Below are 14,994 nucleotides of genomic sequence, written 5' to 3' on the forward strand. Positions count from 1 at the left end.
CGGCTGAGCCGGGACAACCTTCTTTTTAGCTGCGGAGTCCATCAAAATGGCGACCACTTCGGTTGATCAAGTGACTGGCTATGGTGAAACCGTAGCATACAAGGCGCCTTGCCGCCTAGCGACCACCGGCAACATCACGCTGAGTGGTTTACAGTTGATCGACGGAAGCGTCACGGCTGCGGATGACCGGGTGCTGGTGAAAGACCAGACCGATGGCCGGGAAAACGGCATCTATATCGCCTCGTCCGGCCTCTGGCAGCGTGCGCGGGATCTGGACAGCAACCGCGACGTGACCAAGGGAACGCGGGTCAGCGTGACAGATGGCGCGGTCAACATCGGCACCGTCTGGCTGGTCTCGACCAGCAACCCGATTGTCGTTGGAACTAGCGTTTTGGCCTTCGTGCAGGAAGGGTCACAGGTCTATCAGGCCATTCTTGCACCGAGGAACAAGGGCGTTTTCGGGCAAAGTAATGCGGTTCTGAAGAGAACCTCGGCGCTGTGGACGCCAAGCTCTCTGCATCGCATGTGGACCAATGACAATGCTCACCCGGAGACGGTCACCGGGGATGAAGAGTGGGCGCTCGTCACCAACGATGACACCAACGAAATCACCTGTGCGCTGACGAATGAATCGACCAACGACCAGGTGCCTATCAACCAGGTGGTTGTCGGCTATGGCGGCGTGCCTATCAGCCATTTCCTCGGCGGGCAAAAACTCACCTGGTCCACCAACACGGCAAACACCGATCCGGGCGCCGGGGGCATCAAGTGCAACAACGCAAACCCGGCTCTGGCAACGTTCATCTATGTCAGCGCGATCGACCGCAACGGCGTCGACCGTAGCTTTGACTGGACCTTCCTGAATATCTCGCCGAACAATCAACCGCTGCGCATCCGCAACGAAGCCGAAACGGTCTTGGCGCAATACCTCGTCACGGGCGCGCTGACGATCAATTCCGGCTGGTACGCTATCCCGGTTGGTACATATACCGGGCCGGGTGGCCTCACGAATGGGCTTGCCTGCCGGGCGCTCGGCACGGCAACCGATCTGTGGGAGGCAACCAAGGCGCATGTGCCGCTCGCGCTGGCAGCGGCCGGCGAAACAATCTTGCACGAAGGCCACTGGCGCGGTTGCGAAAGCGACAAGGGTGCGCCGTCATGGATACCCCAAGACCTGGCGGAATTTCGCGCCCGGCTGGAAACTCAAGACTGGTGGCCGGTCGGCACTCCCCTGGTCATCCATGGCTGCACAAGCTCCGTGCAGACGGCTGACGTGCAATTCGATGACGTGAACGTGCAACTTGAGACGTTCGCCTCGCAGACGCCTGAAAGCTGCCGCTTCGAATATCCTGCCGCTTGGGCGCGTGATCCGTGGTGGTCGGGCGGTGCGGACTTCTACTATCACATGATGCCTGACGGCATGGTCATGCAGGGCATGGCAAGCGAGCTGGCGCGCCAAGGCTACGGCATCGGCCTGCGGTATAACACAGGCGTCAACCGGGTGACCGGCACGGAATACACCGGGGGCCTTGTCGCGGCACAAGATGGCGTGGTGCGGGGGCAGAACGTTGCCCGGTCCCTAACCGACCTCTTCTACAATTTCCTCAACCATGCCAGCAACACGATTGGCCGCACGGTGCAGGCAAGCACGAACCTTGCGCAGATATTCGCGCAAGCGCCGGCCGCTGGCGGGCTCATGGGCCTGCTGACCTCGGGCATGACCTCGATTATTTCGGGTGTCGGCACGCGGATTAGCTTCAAGCCTGGTGGGGTGGAAAAGGTCTACGTTGACGCAACGGGGCTGATCGTTCCAACAGGCAGCACCGTCTACCTGGGCGACGCTCCCGCAACTTCGAATTCTGCGGCCCACAAAGGTTATGTCGACGGCGCCACCATTCCGATCAGCTATCTCGACACTGATGGCACGCTGGCCGCCAACAGCGACACAAAGGTTGCATCGCAGAAGGCGGTCAAAACCTACATGGATGGGCGCATCGCAGCGCAAGATGCGATGGTCCACAAGGGTGTCATCGACGGCTCGGCCAATCCGAACTATCCGGCCGCCGATCGGGGCTGGACTTATCGCGTGTCCGTTGCCGGCAAGATTGGCGGGGCGTCGGGCATCGTTGTCGAGAATGGTGACCTGATCATTTGCCAGACCGATGGCACCGCGTCGGGAACGCAAGCCGCTGTCGGCGCACAATGGGACGTGATCCAGACCAATCTTGACGGCGCGGCCATTGGCCCGGCGTCCTCGGTGTCTGGCAATATCACAACCTTTAGCGGCACGTCCGGCAAGATAATTCAGGACAGCGGCGTTGCGGTCTCGATCGATGGCACGATGGCCGCGAACGTCGACACCAAGCTGCCGACCGAAAAGGCAATTCGCACCTATCTCGTCGCGACATACCAAGCCATCACTGCGGCTCTGACCTCCTGGGTGGCAATCACTCGCGCATCTGGCTTTGACGCATTCGTTGCCGCGCCGACATCGGCCAATCTCCTGGCGCTGCTGACGACCAAGACCGGCACCGGCTCGAACGTCTTCGGCACCAGCCCGACGCTGACAACGCCGGCCGTCACGACGCGCATTGAACCGGACGTTGATGGCTCATCGGACATGGGGCAGGCGTCGAAGCGCTGGGCGAATGCCTGGTACAAGATTGGCGCGGTGCTGACCTTCGGCGCTGAAACGCTGACGCACTCGGCCGGCGTCCTGTCTTGGTCCAGCCACTTCGTTGCCACTGGCCTCGTCTCGGCGGCGGGCGGTATCTTCGCCACCGGACAAGCCGGCTTTGGATATGCTGCCGGCGTCGGCGGTGCTGTAGCGCAAGCCACCTCGAAGGCAACAGGCGTCACGCTCAACAAAATCTGCGGTGACATCACGCTGAACGCGGCAGCGCTGGCGGCCTCAACAACGGTTAGCTTCGTGCTTACCGATAGCTCGATTGCCGCGACCGACAATTGCACCATCAACCATATCTCGGTCGGCACCTTCGGAGCCTACACCTTCAATTTTCGACCCGCAGCGGGATCGGCAACGATAGACGTTCGAAACGTCAGCTTGGGCTCGCTTTCGGAAGCAATCGTTATCCGGTTCACGGTCGTCAAGAGCGTCAACACCTAATCCCAAAAACCTAAAGCCGCCCGATCGGGCCGAAAGGAACAGCCATGGCCGTTTCACGCGAGAAGGAATCGCTTGCCAAGGTGCTGGCGCACGAAGGCGGGTACTCGAACAATAAGAAGGACCCTGGCGGCCCGACCATGAAGGGCGTCACCCAGCGGGTCTATGACGCCTATCGAAAGGGCAAGGGGCAGGCCACACGTTCGGTCAAGAGCATCTCGACCGATGAGCTAAACGAGATTTACGACCGGCAATATTGGGACGCGGTGAAGGGTGATCTGCTGCCCGATGGCGTCGATTACGTGCTGTTCGACGGCGCGGTCAATTCCGGGCCTGGCCGCTCCATCATGTTCCTTCAGCAAGCGCTGCGGCCGGTCTACACCGGCAACATCGACGGCGTTATGGGCATGGGTACGATTACCGCGCTCAAGGCGATCAACAACAACGACGCGCTGATTGATCGGATCTGCGACGCGCGGATGAACTTCCTGCGCCATCTCGGCACCTTCGCCGTTTTCGGCAAGGGCTGGTCGGCCCGCGTGAAGGAAGTCCGATCGATCGGCAAGGCCTGGGCAACCGGCGAAGCCCCGCAAGCCGCGAACTTCATTGAGGGCGGGCAGGCAAAGGCGCTCGTGCAGGACGCGAAGACTGCGCCGTCGACCGCGCCGGCTGATGCCGCCATCGGCGCCGGGGGCGGTGGCCTCGGTGTGTCTGGTACGCTCCAAGGCCTTCAGGAACAGCTCTCGCCGCTGTCCTACGCCAGCGAGTGGATTACCAAGATTGTCGTCATCCTCGCACTGGTTAGCGCTCTGTTGCTGATCTGTGGCGGCGCCTATCGCTGGTGGACCAACCGCAAGGCCAAGCGTCTGGCTGAAGCGCTCGGCACGGTGCCGGCCTGATGTTTACCCTGCTGGACTGGATCAAGCTGGGCGGTGCCGCTGTGGCCGGCGCCGCGCTTGCTGCCGCTGTCGTCTATCCGGTCGCGCACTGGAAAGGCGACACCCAAGGATACAACCGCCGCGTCGCCGAAGTGGCAGCGGCCGACCTCAAAGCTGAACTTGAAAGGAAGGGCGACAATGCGAAGCTCGCTGGTATGTCTGACTATGATCTGTGCGTTTCTGGCCTGCGCGGGAGTGGCATGCCAGTCGATGCCTGCGAGCAGTTGCGCGGGATTTCAATCGAACAGCCTGAGCCCTGAAGGGACAATCGCTTTGATCAAGGCGAACCGCCCTGGCTACGAGCGCGTTATAGGCAATGACCGTAACGGGCAGCGCCGCAAATGCTGGTAGCAGTGCATGAAAGGCAGCGCCTATGACCGACAACATGGAGAAGCTGGCCGACAGTGTTGGCCTTCGCTTGATCGCACGTCTGTCGATGATCGGCGCAACGCCGGTTCTCGGGATGCTCGGATATCTGGCTATGGGCTGGCTCGATGCCAAGTTCATTGAACAGGCCAAGGCAACGGCTGTCGTGGCGTCGCAAGTTCAGGATGTCAGCGAGCAACTGCCCCAGCTAAAAGACCGCGTGCTGACGCTGGAAACCAACAGCACTCGCGGCCGGGCAGAGCGGGAGAGATTCCAGGATGACGCTTTAGAACAGCTCCGGCTCATGCAATCTGACATCCGGGCGCTGATAGCCGGGCAGGCTGCAATGACTGCCACGATGGAAGCCGAGCGTCGGCAGAAACGCTGAACCGATCGACCGGCGAAATGGGCTAGCGATCCGCCTCCACTTACGGCATATCGAGCGCGATGATTCAACGTCGCAGCCTTGGTGCATTTGTTGTCGGAACGGGCGTTGGTTCGCTTGGCGGCTTGATCGGCCTTGGCGGCGCTGAATTCCGCCTCCCATTCCTTATCGGCCTGTTTCGGTTCGCTGCCCTCGAAGCCGTGATACTGAATAAGGCAACCAGCTTGGTCGTTGTTGCGTCCGCCTTGCCTTTCCGGGCAGCAACGGTGCCGCTTGGCGACGTGGCAGCGCAGTGGCCGATTATCCTCAACCTCTTAGGCGGAAGCCTCCTTGGCGCTTGGTTTGGGGCGGGATGGGCGACTCGCCTCAAATCCGGAACACTCTACAAGGTCATTGCGGCACTGCTGATCCTGATTGCTGTGGTCCTGGTCTTCGGCCATCATCCTGGGGCTACCGGGTCGCCGCTTTTTACAGGAGCGGCACTGATCATTGCAGGCATCATCGCGGGGTTTTGTATAGGGGTCGTGGCTTCTCTGCTTGGTGTCGCGGGTGGCGAATTGCTGATCCCAACGCTCGTGCTGTTGTTCGGGTCAGATATCAAGCTGGCGGGTTCTCTGTCGCTTGCAGTGAGCCTACCAACGATGCTGGTAGGCTTCACTCGGTATAGCCGTGACCAAAGTTTTACAGTGATTGGCCGGAACAAGACCTTTCTGCTTGTGATGGCGGTTGGGTCAATCCTCGGGACATTCATCGGAGGGCAGTTTCTCGGGATAGTTCCTGAAAAACTCCTGCTCCCGCTATTAGCAGCAATTCTGGTAGTTTCGGCTTACAAGGTGTGGCAGCACAAGTAAGGCGGTCGATGGTAGGGCTTGCCCGCGCCAAATAGATCAGGAATCAATGAGCCGTTGCGGCGATCCCCTGAAACGGAGTTCGCTACCATGGCTAGGACTAAACCTTCAAAACAGCTTTCCCAGGAACAAATCGCCCGCTTTCTCGCTGCAGCGGAAGCCTTGCACAAGAGCATCGTCGGGCCGCTCCTGTCGTACAAAAGCGAGCATTACCGCGCGCTTCAAGACGTTCATGAGCCGCTTCTGAAATCGATCGAGACAATCACCGGCAACAGGGCGCCATTCATTCAATGGAACCTGACAGGTCCGGCGCAACGTTCGGGGCAGTAGATACATAGCGCCTGCGGCGCCAGTCGAACGAAACGCCGGCCGGGGCCTGAAACCCTCGCGCCGGCTTTTTTGTGCCTTCGTGCCGGGCTTGCTGGCGCTTGGCCTTCCTGATCCTCGGCAAGTCCTGGGTGTGGGTCTTGACCTCGCCGCAAGCGAAATGAGCCGGGCCGCAGTTGGTGTTCAAGTCCGGGCCTAGCAGGGCGAGGGCGCGCTTATGTTCGATAATCCAGCGGTCGTTGCGGCGGTGGATCGGCTCGCCGCATAGGCAGCAAGGCGCGACGTTGTGGCCGGTGCAATGCTCGGTGAAGATGGCTTGCCGGCGCGCGGCCGACATGCGGGCTCGGGGCGTGTTGGTGGTCACGGCCTTTCCTTTAGTTGGACGCCTGGCCTGCCATGGTTCAAGAATTCGACGCCAAGGCCTTCCAATGCCCGCTGTACCGCCTGCACGTTTTGCGAGCGGCCGGCGATGGGTCCGGCTCCGGCCGCCTCCATGCTTCGGATTGTGTTGACGTTGACTTCAACAAGGTCGGCGACTTCCTTTTGCTCGATCCCGATCAAGGCTCGTGCGGCTTTCAATTGATTTCCAGTAGTTAGCATTTTGCCTCTCAAGTTATCTTTTCTAGTTATCACACCTAGAAAGGCATTGACAACACCCGAATGCGCTTTTAGGTTACCGGACATAGTAAACAAGTTCTGGTAACTAGCAAACGGGAGAAAGTAACATGCCGAACACACCTGTTCGGGCAGCCGCCGAAGGCATGCCCAATCTCAGCCGCCGCCGCCTTCTCAACCTGACCGGGGCGGGGCTTGCTCTCGCCGCAACCGCAATGGCTACGAAGCCATCCGACGCAGCACCTAGCGCCCAGGTTGCCGAGCTCGAAGCCGCTTTTCTTGCCGAATGGGCAGCGCTCCGCTCGTTGGAGCCGGCGCTGAATGCGGCCGAACTACGTTATTACTCCGTCAGGGGTAAGCGACCAGTCGCGGGCGAGATGACAGCGGAGGAAGTCGAAACGCTGCGCCGGACGACTGTCGCTGAACTCGCAACGATGCAACCGAGCCGCGCCAGCGTAGAGCATGCCGAGGCCCTCCGGGCCTATAACAAGGCTGATGCTGCTGCTCGCCGTAAGACGGGCTATGGCAAGATAGATAAGGCATACGCAAAGGCCACCCACCGCACTTCGGATGCGGCCAACGCGCTTCTTCGCTATCCGGCCGCGACGCTTGAAGACCTTGCCTCCAAGGTGCGGGTGCATCGGATTTGGGAATACGATGGATCGGACTTCAACTTCATCATGAACGACATCGCCCGGCTGGCCGGGATGGGCGGCGAGGTATGAGCCTCACCCGCCGCCTGTTCCTCCGCAACTCGGCTGTCGGCGCTCTCGCGTCGGCCGTCGCGGTTCCGATCATCGCCGAAGCATCCCAGCCAGACGCCGCGATGGCGCGAGCCCGCTACCACTACGACCAGTTCGCCGCAGCCATGGACGAGCTGACGACCGGCTATCACGGCTGGCTCATTGGAGGCGGTCACCGTCGCGAGTTCTCGGCGCCGGGTTGCCGTACGATTGAAGATGCTTCGTGGCTCGGGCCGAAGCTGGTCACCTACGAAGCAGGCACAGACCCGCGCTGCCCCAGCGGTGTTGTCGAGTGGAACCACGACATTATCGGCCTGCAGAAGCAGCCATCGGGCTGGCTCGATGTGCCACTGTACCGCGATGGAAAGGCGGTGCGGCTATGAACGCGCACGTCCGGACACTGAAGCCACTGGGATGCCCCCACGGCGTCGACCCGCGCATATGGCGCCAGTCTGTCGAGAAGCGGCTGAACGACCTCCTAGACCGTGCCATGAGCCTGATAACGGCACTGGATCTCATGCAGGCAGATTGCGATCTGGAGGAAACGGCAGACGACGAGCCGTCGCTTGGCTGCCTCGATGATCTGGAGCTAGACAACGCCGACGACGAGGAAGGCGCCGACGCAGAGCCTTGTCCAGACATTTTCGGCGAAACCGTCATGTGGGGCGATGATCTGAAATCCCAGGAAGTGCTGGCTGGTTCTTAAAATTGTCTGGAACAAAGAGCCGCCTCTGCGGGTTTATGTCGTGCAGCGGCTTTCTCAGGAATATGGCCGCTCTATTCAAGGTGCAGAACCCGCCGCCCTGGGCCCCCCTCACAGCGGCGGGTTTCTTGTGGCCAGAGAGTGCCTTCCGAAAAGCCCGCTGCCTCACGGTGGCGGGCTTTTCATTTAGCTCCGCCGGCTTACTGCGAGTGTTTTAACTGGACCCCACATTCCGCCTGTAAAACTGTCCGAATCGGCGATCTGCAAAACATTTGGCAGGTCTCGCTGATATTTTTCTCCGAACCAACCTTCATATTCGATCTGAATCGGGAACTCGGCCTGCGCAATCCAAAAGCTCTGGCGCGGATCTCTATGGGTCAGACCAAATGAGCATGACGTCCGAGCACCGTTTTGGAGAAGACGGATCACGCTAGAAGGCTCGAAACAAGCCAACCATCGGCCCTTGTTCTCGTCATCGGCGCCGGCGCCTAGCGCCGCCCGGAGCGCTGCCTGATCGCTTACAAGCAGCCTTATGTTCTTTGCAGGGATCGATCCGGAGTTAAGGATGACCAAGTCATATGCGATCCCCTCGTTGCCCCCGTGGTGCGTCTCAACCATTGCTGTGAGGATCGGCCGAAACTGCCGGTACCAAAAGAAAATGGAGAATCCCAAGGCCACCACTGAGACGATCAATGCTACGGCCGCGACTGCAAGGTTAAGCAAGTCTGGGTTCACGTACATCGCGCGCTCCATCGATTTGAGACGTTAGGCACCAAGTTAGGCACCCAGGATTGCTGCCCGAAAAAACGATGCCTTAACAATCCGATAGCCAAATATCTGGCGGAGGGAGTGGGATTCGAACCCACGGTGGGCTTGCACCCACGCCGGTTTTCAAGACCGGTGCCTTAAACCGCTCGGCCATCCCTCCAAGCATTGATTTCGTTAGTTTTTCTGGCTTTCTGACAACCCAATCTCAGGCTGCTGCTACCATTTTGCTACCGAATGCCTTTTTACGCCTTCGGCTTTACCGCGCGTTGGATTGCAGCGTCAACCTCTTCCGCAGCATCAGCCTGCATCCCTGGCATCACATGCGAATAGAGGTCCAGCGTGATCCCGATTGTGGAATGCCCAAGGCGCTCGCTAGCGACCTTCGGATGAACGCCGGCCGCCAGCATCTGTGACGCGTGGGTATGGCGGAGATCGTGGAAGCGGATACGGGGCAGGGCTGTCTTGCCGATGATGCGCACCCATTCATGCGTCAAGGAACGGGGCTGGATCGGACTTCCGTCAAACTGTGCAACCACGAAGCTTTCGGCGTCGGGCCGCATGCCGACCCGTAGCTGTTCCTCCGCTTGGCGTATCCTATGCGCCTTCAACTCCGCAAGCACCGTCGATGACATCGCTACGGTGCGGGCGCGGCCAGACTTCGGCTCCTTATAGCGGACGCCTTCCTCGGTCTGCTCTGCGCTCTCCACAATGGAGAGTTGCCGGAGGTTATCGCCAAGCTCGACGTTTCGCCAGCGAAGCGCAAGGATTTCGCCACGCCGCAGTCCGCACATAACAGCCAGAAGGGTAGGGATGAACATGCGCGTCGGCCGGATCGCCTCAATCAACTCCGCCGTCTGCGCGGCATCATATGCCAGCATCTTCTTGCGTTCGACTTTCGGCGGCGTGGTCGCCGTAGCCGGGTTCCGAGAGAGGCGTTCCCACGTCACTGCCTGCGACAGGGCTTTGATGAGCACGCGGCGCATATGATGAACCGTCCGGGGTGAAAGCCCGCCCTTGCCGTCTCTGCGGCCTGCTGTGAGGGCTTTAGCAAATGCGCCGTCGATCCTATCGGTTTTCAACTTCGCGAGCGTCACGTCGCCTAGGAGCGGCGCGACACCTTTCTGCAAAATCTCGGCATAGCGTTCATGGGTTTTTGGAGCGACCGACGGCTTGATAAAGTCCAGCCATTCGTCAAGGAACTCGGCAATGGTCTGTTTGGTCGGCTCGACGTAGTGACCATTTTTGATTTCAGTGATGAGCCTAGCGCATTCCTCTTGCGCCTGCCGTTTCGTGCCGGAGAAGCTGTGCCACTTGCGACGACGCTTGCCAGCTTCGTCATAGAGGTCCAGCACGATCGCCCACTTGCCGGGGCTGCGTTCCGTGATGTGGCCCTTCATTTGTCACCCCCTCGCAAGCCTTTCTCACTCAATTCGTGCAGCTTTTGATCAAGGATTACCTTGGCTTGGTTCGAATACGCCGCAGCATTCCCTAGATCGATGTCGACACCCTTGAAAGGCATGATTTGCGCCACGATGGAGTGGACGCCATAGGAGAGTTCAGATTTTGCTTTGACCATTTCTGCCATGGCTCGAAGCGCTGCCATGGTGTCACTCAACAGCTTTTCGTTTGTCGTGCCCGCTATTTCCGGGGCCTCAACCAGAGCGTTCATGCAGATTGCGTAGTCTCGCGTCTTAGCCGACATCGCTTCTGCAAGAGCGTTTAGCCGCTCCGCCTCCCGATCAAATCGAAGCCCAATTTGTACCAGCCGCCGGATTGCCTCCGACCTAGACGGTGCCCGGTTTGCGAACTGCCAGTCGTCTATCGCCTTAATCTCATTTTCGGTGATTACCATCTGTAGCCGCTGGCTTTCACTATCACCCAATTTCGGACGCGCCACTCCTACCTCCATAATTAGATGTGAAACATACACACGAAACGTTGCGGGTCAATCCGAAACGGGATAAATAGGTATTGTGTGTAATTTTGCTACGAATGAAAGACCTAAACCCATGACACTTGAAGAAGCACTCGCCCGCCCGACGGTCTCCGTCCCCGACGCCGGAGAAATTTTCTATAACTTGAGCCGCAACGCCTCATACGAGGCCGCCAAGCGGGGGGACATCCCCACGATCCGCATCGGTCGCAAGATCGTAGTACCGGTGGCTCCGATCGCGGAAAAACTTGGCCTTCGGGCAAACTTTGGGAAGGCCGCCGCCTGATGCCCGCAGCCCCCAAATCGTCAGCCGGTTTGGTCGCCGGGGCAGCACAGCTGCCCTATTTTCGGTGCTTCGTTGGGCAATGGAGCGACTTGGTGAACCGCCTAGATGATCGAGAAAATGCCCTCCACCTGAAACTCATGTTGCTGATGTTCCAGCGCGGCGAGCCCCTGCCAGGGCAACCCGATCGACTGGCCCGTCAATGTCACATGCGCCGCCAGTTATTCGAAGCTACTCTCCAAAAGCTTGTCGATATTGGTGCAATCATCCGGGTGCCCGAGGGCGGCATTTGGAGCCCCATCGCGAGAGACGAATTCGAATTTCGTCAGGGAATTTCCATGACGCGATCGGCCGCCGCAGACAAGCGATGGGAAAAACAGAATAAAAACAATGCCGCACCGATGCAAAAGGATGACAAAAGCACAGCATATGCAATGCCAATAGACGAGATTGAAAAGGAGAAGAGAGAAGAAGAAAGGCAAGACGCTGTCGCGTCTTCCAAATGGGGGGAGGGCGAAGCGGTCAAAAGGGACTTTGAGGCATGGTGGTCGCTTTACCCACACAAGGTTGGAAAAGCCGCCGCACTGAAGGCATTCCCGGCGGCACGGAAGAAGATCGGTACCGAAGGGCTTACAAATGGCCTTCGCCAGTACATCAAAACCAAGCCCGCCGACCGGCAATGGTTAAATCCGGCGACGTGGCTTAATGATGAGCGGTGGGGCGATCAACCCGCGAATATTGCTGCCGCGCGCCGCACTACGTCCAGCGTCCTCGCCGATTTGGCGCGCAATGGATACGACGGAACATCCGAATGGTCGCGCAATGGATACGGCGGAATAATCGAGGGCGAACATTCTGGCGCCGTTGCTGGACTGCTTTCCGGACCACAGTCTTAAACCTGCTGGAGGTTATGAACACAATGTCGCGTCGATTGTCAGTAATTGGGATCAGCTACCCCACAAAATCAGGGAAGTCGCCGCATTCCCGGAGAGCTGTTGAGGATGAAAGCTTCCGGCGCTTTATCGACAAAATCGGCCGACGCCGGGTCTAATTATGGGATCGGCAGCGGTAGGTTTTTAGTGCAGAAAACTTATTCGATTGAAAAGGTGTTTTCTACGAGGGAATTCAGGCAGTTAGGCGAGGCGGACACGCTGAAAAAAACTGGAATAAAAGAGTGTTTTTACGCCTGCGAGAACAACGCTTTTTCTGTCACAGTCAGGGAAGCTATTGGGCGCTCAAAACCTTCTTGACTGCCGAGTGCAAAGGACAAAAGGCCCTGAAGTGGGGCACCGATTACCAGCGCTTACCTGGAATGCCGGTGGCGGCTTCACCTTTGGGCGTCAGCACCATGATCGACCACTCGTCGAGGGCCTCGCCCCAATTAGTTTCGATGAGCCCTAGCTCCACCAACTTCCTCACGATGTCGAAGTCCAAATCACCAGCCCTCGGTCTTGTCTCGACCGCAATCCGGTCAAGCACGCGCTTCTGATCCTTCGATAGGCCCAACCTTTGAAGGGCCACCCCGATCTCCTTGAAGACGGCACTCAAAATCACGCCGCCGACAACGAGCATCATGATGATCGGGACGGCGTTGCTCGACGGGCCGTCACTTCCAAATTCAATCCCCATCATCTCGGAACTGCATCCTTTGCCATAAAAGGTGCGGCTCCTAGAGTTCGTCGGGTGAGAAAGCAAGCGTCGGGACCGACTTGGTCAACACATAATTCGCTTGGTATGTTCGCCTGGCCTATTTGTAGCCCTCGTGACGATAAACATTCCCTATAGAGGTCATCGCAAAAGTCCACATCTTGAAGACGGAGCCAATAGCCCATTCATCGTCGTTGAAAGCGTTGACATAGCTTGTATAGACCGCCTTTTGCTTACCCAGAAACGAGCGGCCAGCGTCATTCTTGGTGAAGAGAAAGCTCGTTTGCAGCTGATGCTGTGACGTGAACACCAGTATCCCTTTGCCTGCCAAATCGAGCACATCTTGCAGGCTTGTTGCGATGCCGGGAGCCCCAAGGATTAGATCGCGGCCCTTCGCTTGGCCCGCCTTCACGACTGATGTCACCACCGTAAGATCGTTCTCATCGAAGGCTATTCGATTGGTCGAACGGACTATGTCTGCGAAACTTAAAATGCCTTGCACAGCGCTTCCCTTTTGCGGACCTGAGGGTGCTGCGTACACACCCATGCTGGTTCGCTCAAGCGCGCGTGCCCGCAACAACTTGTCACGGGTTCGAGGTGCATGCGGCCCAAGCAAGGGAAATTCTCTGCTGGGTCGCTCGTGGCTCCTAAACCTCCCCGTCCTCTATCATTTCCCCGCAGATTACCACCTAGGCTCCGGCTGATATGCCATTTGCGAAACCACTTTTGTGGCGTCGGCGCGCCCTCGGTACTTCCCGATCAAGGCTTTCTCATCTTCCTCCGAGACGGAACTAACGCGGTACAGGTTCCACATTTTGTCTTTCGTCGGTGAGAGACGGTATGTCCTGCCATTGACGCGGCAAAACCAGTGAGGGGATTTCTGGAGCTGCGTCCACCTGCAGTCTGCGCCTGACAGGAGCCGCTGTTCGCGAGCTATCCGGTCCTCCTCACGCAATCTCTTGTACCGTTCTTCCTGCTCAACCCGAAGCCGCTCCTCTTCCCGCTCTACATGGTCTCTGAGTAGCCCGATGATAGCAGGAAGCTCGGTCCCATCGGCCGCTTCCCTCTCGTAGAGCGCAAGACACCCAGGGCGAAGCTCCTCTTTTGGGTATGAGAAGTATTCCTCATCCTCGAATGCTCTCAGGCGCTGGCCGACATCTGTCGCAGTAACCTGTGGCCCCGGCATCTCGTTGATGAAATCGCGCAGAGCCTCGACTGGTATCCAACAACCCAAGGCGGACTTGAGAAGGACCTCGCGTTGCCCGTCCCATTTCCTCCAGATTGAATTGCCCCGGTCAACCCGCCTAACGATCTCCTGCGCCAACCTGATCAGCGAATAGGGGTCGCGGATGTGTCGCAGCGATGGGCTCTTCACATGGGCAAAGAGGAGTTCCTTAACGATCGAAATGCGTTCGTCTTCTTTCATCGTATGCTTCCTGCTCGCTCAGGGTCCTCCACTTTCTGGGCCCCTCAGGATGCGCACCAAGGCCGGGGCGTTGGCGGACAGCTTGTAGCACCGCACACAAATGGCACGGCCAATCCCTCCGCAATCAGCACGTCACCCACATTTTGGCCATTGGCAAAGAGCGTGCCGCAGCTTCGCCCATAGTTGCATCGGTCCGTACCCTCGGTTCCTGATGGACAGGAACAGGGAACCATCTTCAATTCGAGCTTTGCGGAAGCAACCAGCTCTGTGAGGCGCGCCTTCGCTCGACGCCCAAGGTCTGCCTCAACCGTGCACCTTGGCTCGATACTTTCGGGAGCATTAAAGCCGACCAACCGGGTCCCCTTTGCGGTGCCGTCGAGGCGGATCGTATCTCCGTCCGTTATGCTGAACTGTGACCTGACTAGCGGTACTCTGTCCCCTTCGCCTGATCTCGCGAAGGATGGCATGCTTGGCCAAGTGACGTGCCCGCCCTTGATGACGAACGAGTAGATCAGGGACCCCACGACCAGCGCCAGAACCATCCCGAAGGTTCTCGCGAACCTGCCTGCCAAGTACCGCGCCTCGCGAGCGAGTGGGTTGCGCCAACGGCTCGGTCGCCAGCGCGGCGACGATGGCGGCTTGTTTGGGCGATATTGTGAGGGCGCGTAGGTGCTCGGCGGTGCCGGGCCTATGATCTCGTAGAGCTTCGCCCACTGCTTAGCGCTCAGCCGTGTGCGCGAGCCGTACTTCACTAACCGGTCGTGCATGTCGAGGAGGAATTGTCGTTGCCATTGGCTAAGGCGGCCGCGGACAAGTGCAGCCTCGATACGGGACTTCAGATCGTCCTCGCGCTCCATTCCGATTGCCCCACTCCTTCCTCACAATACT

Annotated in this window: 21 protein-coding genes and 1 tRNA gene; 11 read left to right on the top strand and 11 right to left on the bottom strand. The window is 58.7% G+C overall.

Annotation, left to right across the window (positions count from 1 at the left end):
* Window positions 1–46: 46 nt before the first annotated feature.
* The 5 genes from NKJ80_RS08475 to NKJ80_RS08495 all read left to right on the top strand — a co-directional run bounded on the left by NKJ80_RS08475 (window position 47) and on the right by NKJ80_RS08495 (window position 5,664).
* Window positions 47–3,127, top strand: a complete 3,081-nt coding sequence (locus NKJ80_RS08475; protein ID WP_352497418.1) for a hypothetical protein — start codon at window positions 47–49, stop codon at window positions 3,125–3,127.
* An 80-nt stretch (window positions 3,128–3,207) separates the two neighbouring features.
* Window positions 3,208–4,023 carry a glycoside hydrolase family 108 protein gene (locus NKJ80_RS08480; RefSeq protein WP_352497419.1) on the top strand — a complete coding sequence of 272 codons (816 nt, stop codon included), beginning with the start codon at window positions 3,208–3,210 and terminating at the stop codon, window positions 4,021–4,023.
* Window positions 4,023–4,322, top strand: a complete 300-nt coding sequence (locus NKJ80_RS08485) for a hypothetical protein (RefSeq protein WP_023805211.1) — start codon at window positions 4,023–4,025, stop codon at window positions 4,320–4,322. Before NKJ80_RS08480 ends, NKJ80_RS08485 begins: the two co-directional genes overlap by 1 nt.
* A gap of 113 nt (window positions 4,323–4,435) precedes the next feature.
* Window positions 4,436–4,816 carry a hypothetical protein gene (locus tag NKJ80_RS08490; RefSeq protein WP_023805212.1) on the top strand — a complete coding sequence of 127 codons (381 nt, stop codon included), beginning with the start codon at window positions 4,436–4,438 and terminating at the stop codon, window positions 4,814–4,816.
* Between the two features lie 59 nt (window positions 4,817–4,875).
* Complete coding sequence (locus NKJ80_RS08495; RefSeq protein ID WP_023805213.1) at window positions 4,876–5,664, top strand: sulfite exporter TauE/SafE family protein; 789 nt, start codon at window positions 4,876–4,878, stop codon at window positions 5,662–5,664.
* 105 nt (window positions 5,665–5,769) lie between these two features.
* Here the strand turns inward: NKJ80_RS08495 and NKJ80_RS08500 are convergent, their stop codons facing one another.
* Genes NKJ80_RS08500 through NKJ80_RS08510 form a run of 3 tightly spaced genes read right to left on the bottom strand, consistent with a single transcriptional unit; the run spans window position 5,770 to window position 6,588 of the window.
* Complete coding sequence (locus NKJ80_RS08500; protein ID WP_023805214.1) at window positions 5,770–5,895, bottom strand: hypothetical protein; 126 nt, start codon at window positions 5,893–5,895, stop codon at window positions 5,770–5,772.
* Window positions 5,896–5,944: 49 nt separating this feature from the next.
* On the bottom strand, window positions 5,945–6,352 hold the full coding sequence (locus NKJ80_RS08505; protein WP_156940992.1) for a hypothetical protein: 408 nt from the start codon (window positions 6,350–6,352) through the stop codon (window positions 5,945–5,947).
* Entirely contained in the window at window positions 6,349–6,588 is a 240-nt protein-coding gene (locus tag NKJ80_RS08510) for a helix-turn-helix domain-containing protein (RefSeq protein ID WP_023805216.1), read from the bottom strand. Before NKJ80_RS08510 ends, NKJ80_RS08505 begins: the two co-directional genes overlap by 4 nt.
* Before the next feature lie 125 nt (window positions 6,589–6,713).
* Here NKJ80_RS08510 and NKJ80_RS08515 point away from each other — a divergent pair, with 125 nt between their 5' ends.
* From NKJ80_RS08515 to NKJ80_RS08525, 3 genes are read left to right on the top strand one after another with little or no spacing between them, the layout of a single operon-like run.
* Entirely contained in the window at window positions 6,714–7,328 is a 615-nt protein-coding gene (locus NKJ80_RS08515) for a hypothetical protein (RefSeq protein ID WP_156940993.1), read from the top strand.
* A complete protein-coding gene (locus NKJ80_RS08520; protein ID WP_023805218.1) occupies window positions 7,325–7,729 on the top strand; it encodes a hypothetical protein in 405 nt (134 codons plus the stop codon). Before NKJ80_RS08515 ends, NKJ80_RS08520 begins: the two co-directional genes overlap by 4 nt.
* Complete coding sequence (locus NKJ80_RS08525; RefSeq protein WP_023805219.1) at window positions 7,726–8,052, top strand: hypothetical protein; 327 nt, start codon at window positions 7,726–7,728, stop codon at window positions 8,050–8,052. Before NKJ80_RS08520 ends, NKJ80_RS08525 begins: the two co-directional genes overlap by 4 nt.
* A 183-nt stretch (window positions 8,053–8,235) precedes the next feature.
* Here NKJ80_RS08525 and NKJ80_RS08530 read toward each other — a convergent pair whose 3' ends face one another.
* From NKJ80_RS08530 to NKJ80_RS08545, 4 genes are all read right to left on the bottom strand, one after another.
* Window positions 8,236–8,790 carry a DUF8453 domain-containing protein gene (locus NKJ80_RS08530; protein ID WP_156940994.1) on the bottom strand — a complete coding sequence of 185 codons (555 nt, stop codon included), beginning with the start codon at window positions 8,788–8,790 and terminating at the stop codon, window positions 8,236–8,238.
* A gap of 97 nt (window positions 8,791–8,887) precedes the next feature.
* Window positions 8,888–8,977, bottom strand: a tRNA-Ser gene (locus NKJ80_RS08535).
* A gap of 82 nt (window positions 8,978–9,059) precedes the next feature.
* Window positions 9,060–10,214, bottom strand: a complete 1,155-nt coding sequence (locus NKJ80_RS08540) for a tyrosine-type recombinase/integrase (protein ID WP_352497420.1) — start codon at window positions 10,212–10,214, stop codon at window positions 9,060–9,062.
* The gene (locus NKJ80_RS08545; RefSeq protein ID WP_352497421.1) at window positions 10,211–10,714 is read right to left on the bottom strand and encodes a hypothetical protein; all 504 of its coding nucleotides are present in this window, start codon (window positions 10,712–10,714) and stop codon (window positions 10,211–10,213) included. Before NKJ80_RS08545 ends, NKJ80_RS08540 begins: the two co-directional genes overlap by 4 nt.
* 112 nt (window positions 10,715–10,826) lie before the next feature.
* Between NKJ80_RS08545 and NKJ80_RS08550 the strand changes: the two genes are divergently transcribed.
* The 3 genes from NKJ80_RS08550 to NKJ80_RS08560 all read left to right on the top strand — a co-directional run bounded on the left by NKJ80_RS08550 (window position 10,827) and on the right by NKJ80_RS08560 (window position 12,283).
* Window positions 10,827–11,036 (top strand): hypothetical protein, encoded by a 210-nt coding sequence (locus NKJ80_RS08550; RefSeq protein WP_352497422.1) that lies wholly within the window; start codon window positions 10,827–10,829, stop codon window positions 11,034–11,036.
* A complete protein-coding gene (locus tag NKJ80_RS08555) occupies window positions 11,036–11,929 on the top strand; it encodes an LvrA C-terminal domain-related protein (RefSeq protein ID WP_352497423.1) in 894 nt (297 codons plus the stop codon). The genes NKJ80_RS08550 and NKJ80_RS08555 overlap by 1 nt, the downstream gene beginning before the upstream one ends.
* Window positions 11,930–12,034: 105 nt before the next feature.
* Window positions 12,035–12,283 carry a hypothetical protein gene (locus NKJ80_RS08560; RefSeq protein WP_352497424.1) on the top strand — a complete coding sequence of 83 codons (249 nt, stop codon included), beginning with the start codon at window positions 12,035–12,037 and terminating at the stop codon, window positions 12,281–12,283.
* Window positions 12,284–12,326: 43 nt separating this feature from the next.
* On the opposite strand, the gene NKJ80_RS08565 is transcribed toward NKJ80_RS08560, so the two are convergent.
* The 4 genes from NKJ80_RS08565 to NKJ80_RS08580 all read right to left on the bottom strand — a co-directional run bounded on the left by NKJ80_RS08565 (window position 12,327) and on the right by NKJ80_RS08580 (window position 14,963).
* Complete coding sequence (locus NKJ80_RS08565; RefSeq protein ID WP_352497425.1) at window positions 12,327–12,665, bottom strand: hypothetical protein; 339 nt, start codon at window positions 12,663–12,665, stop codon at window positions 12,327–12,329.
* A gap of 115 nt (window positions 12,666–12,780) precedes the next feature.
* A complete protein-coding gene (locus NKJ80_RS08570; protein WP_352497426.1) occupies window positions 12,781–13,227 on the bottom strand; it encodes a hypothetical protein in 447 nt (148 codons plus the stop codon).
* Window positions 13,228–13,362: 135 nt separating this feature from the next.
* The gene (locus NKJ80_RS08575; protein WP_352497427.1) at window positions 13,363–14,106 is read right to left on the bottom strand and encodes a hypothetical protein; all 744 of its coding nucleotides are present in this window, start codon (window positions 14,104–14,106) and stop codon (window positions 13,363–13,365) included.
* 44 nt (window positions 14,107–14,150) lie between these two features.
* Window positions 14,151–14,963 carry a thermonuclease family protein gene (locus NKJ80_RS08580; protein ID WP_352497428.1) on the bottom strand — a complete coding sequence of 271 codons (813 nt, stop codon included), beginning with the start codon at window positions 14,961–14,963 and terminating at the stop codon, window positions 14,151–14,153.
* Between the last annotated feature and the right edge of the window lie 31 nt (window positions 14,964–14,994).

Origin of the sequence: Mesorhizobium sp. M0030 (genome assembly GCF_040323695.1) — a bacterium.
Classification (GTDB): domain Bacteria; phylum Pseudomonadota; class Alphaproteobacteria; order Rhizobiales; family Rhizobiaceae; genus Mesorhizobium.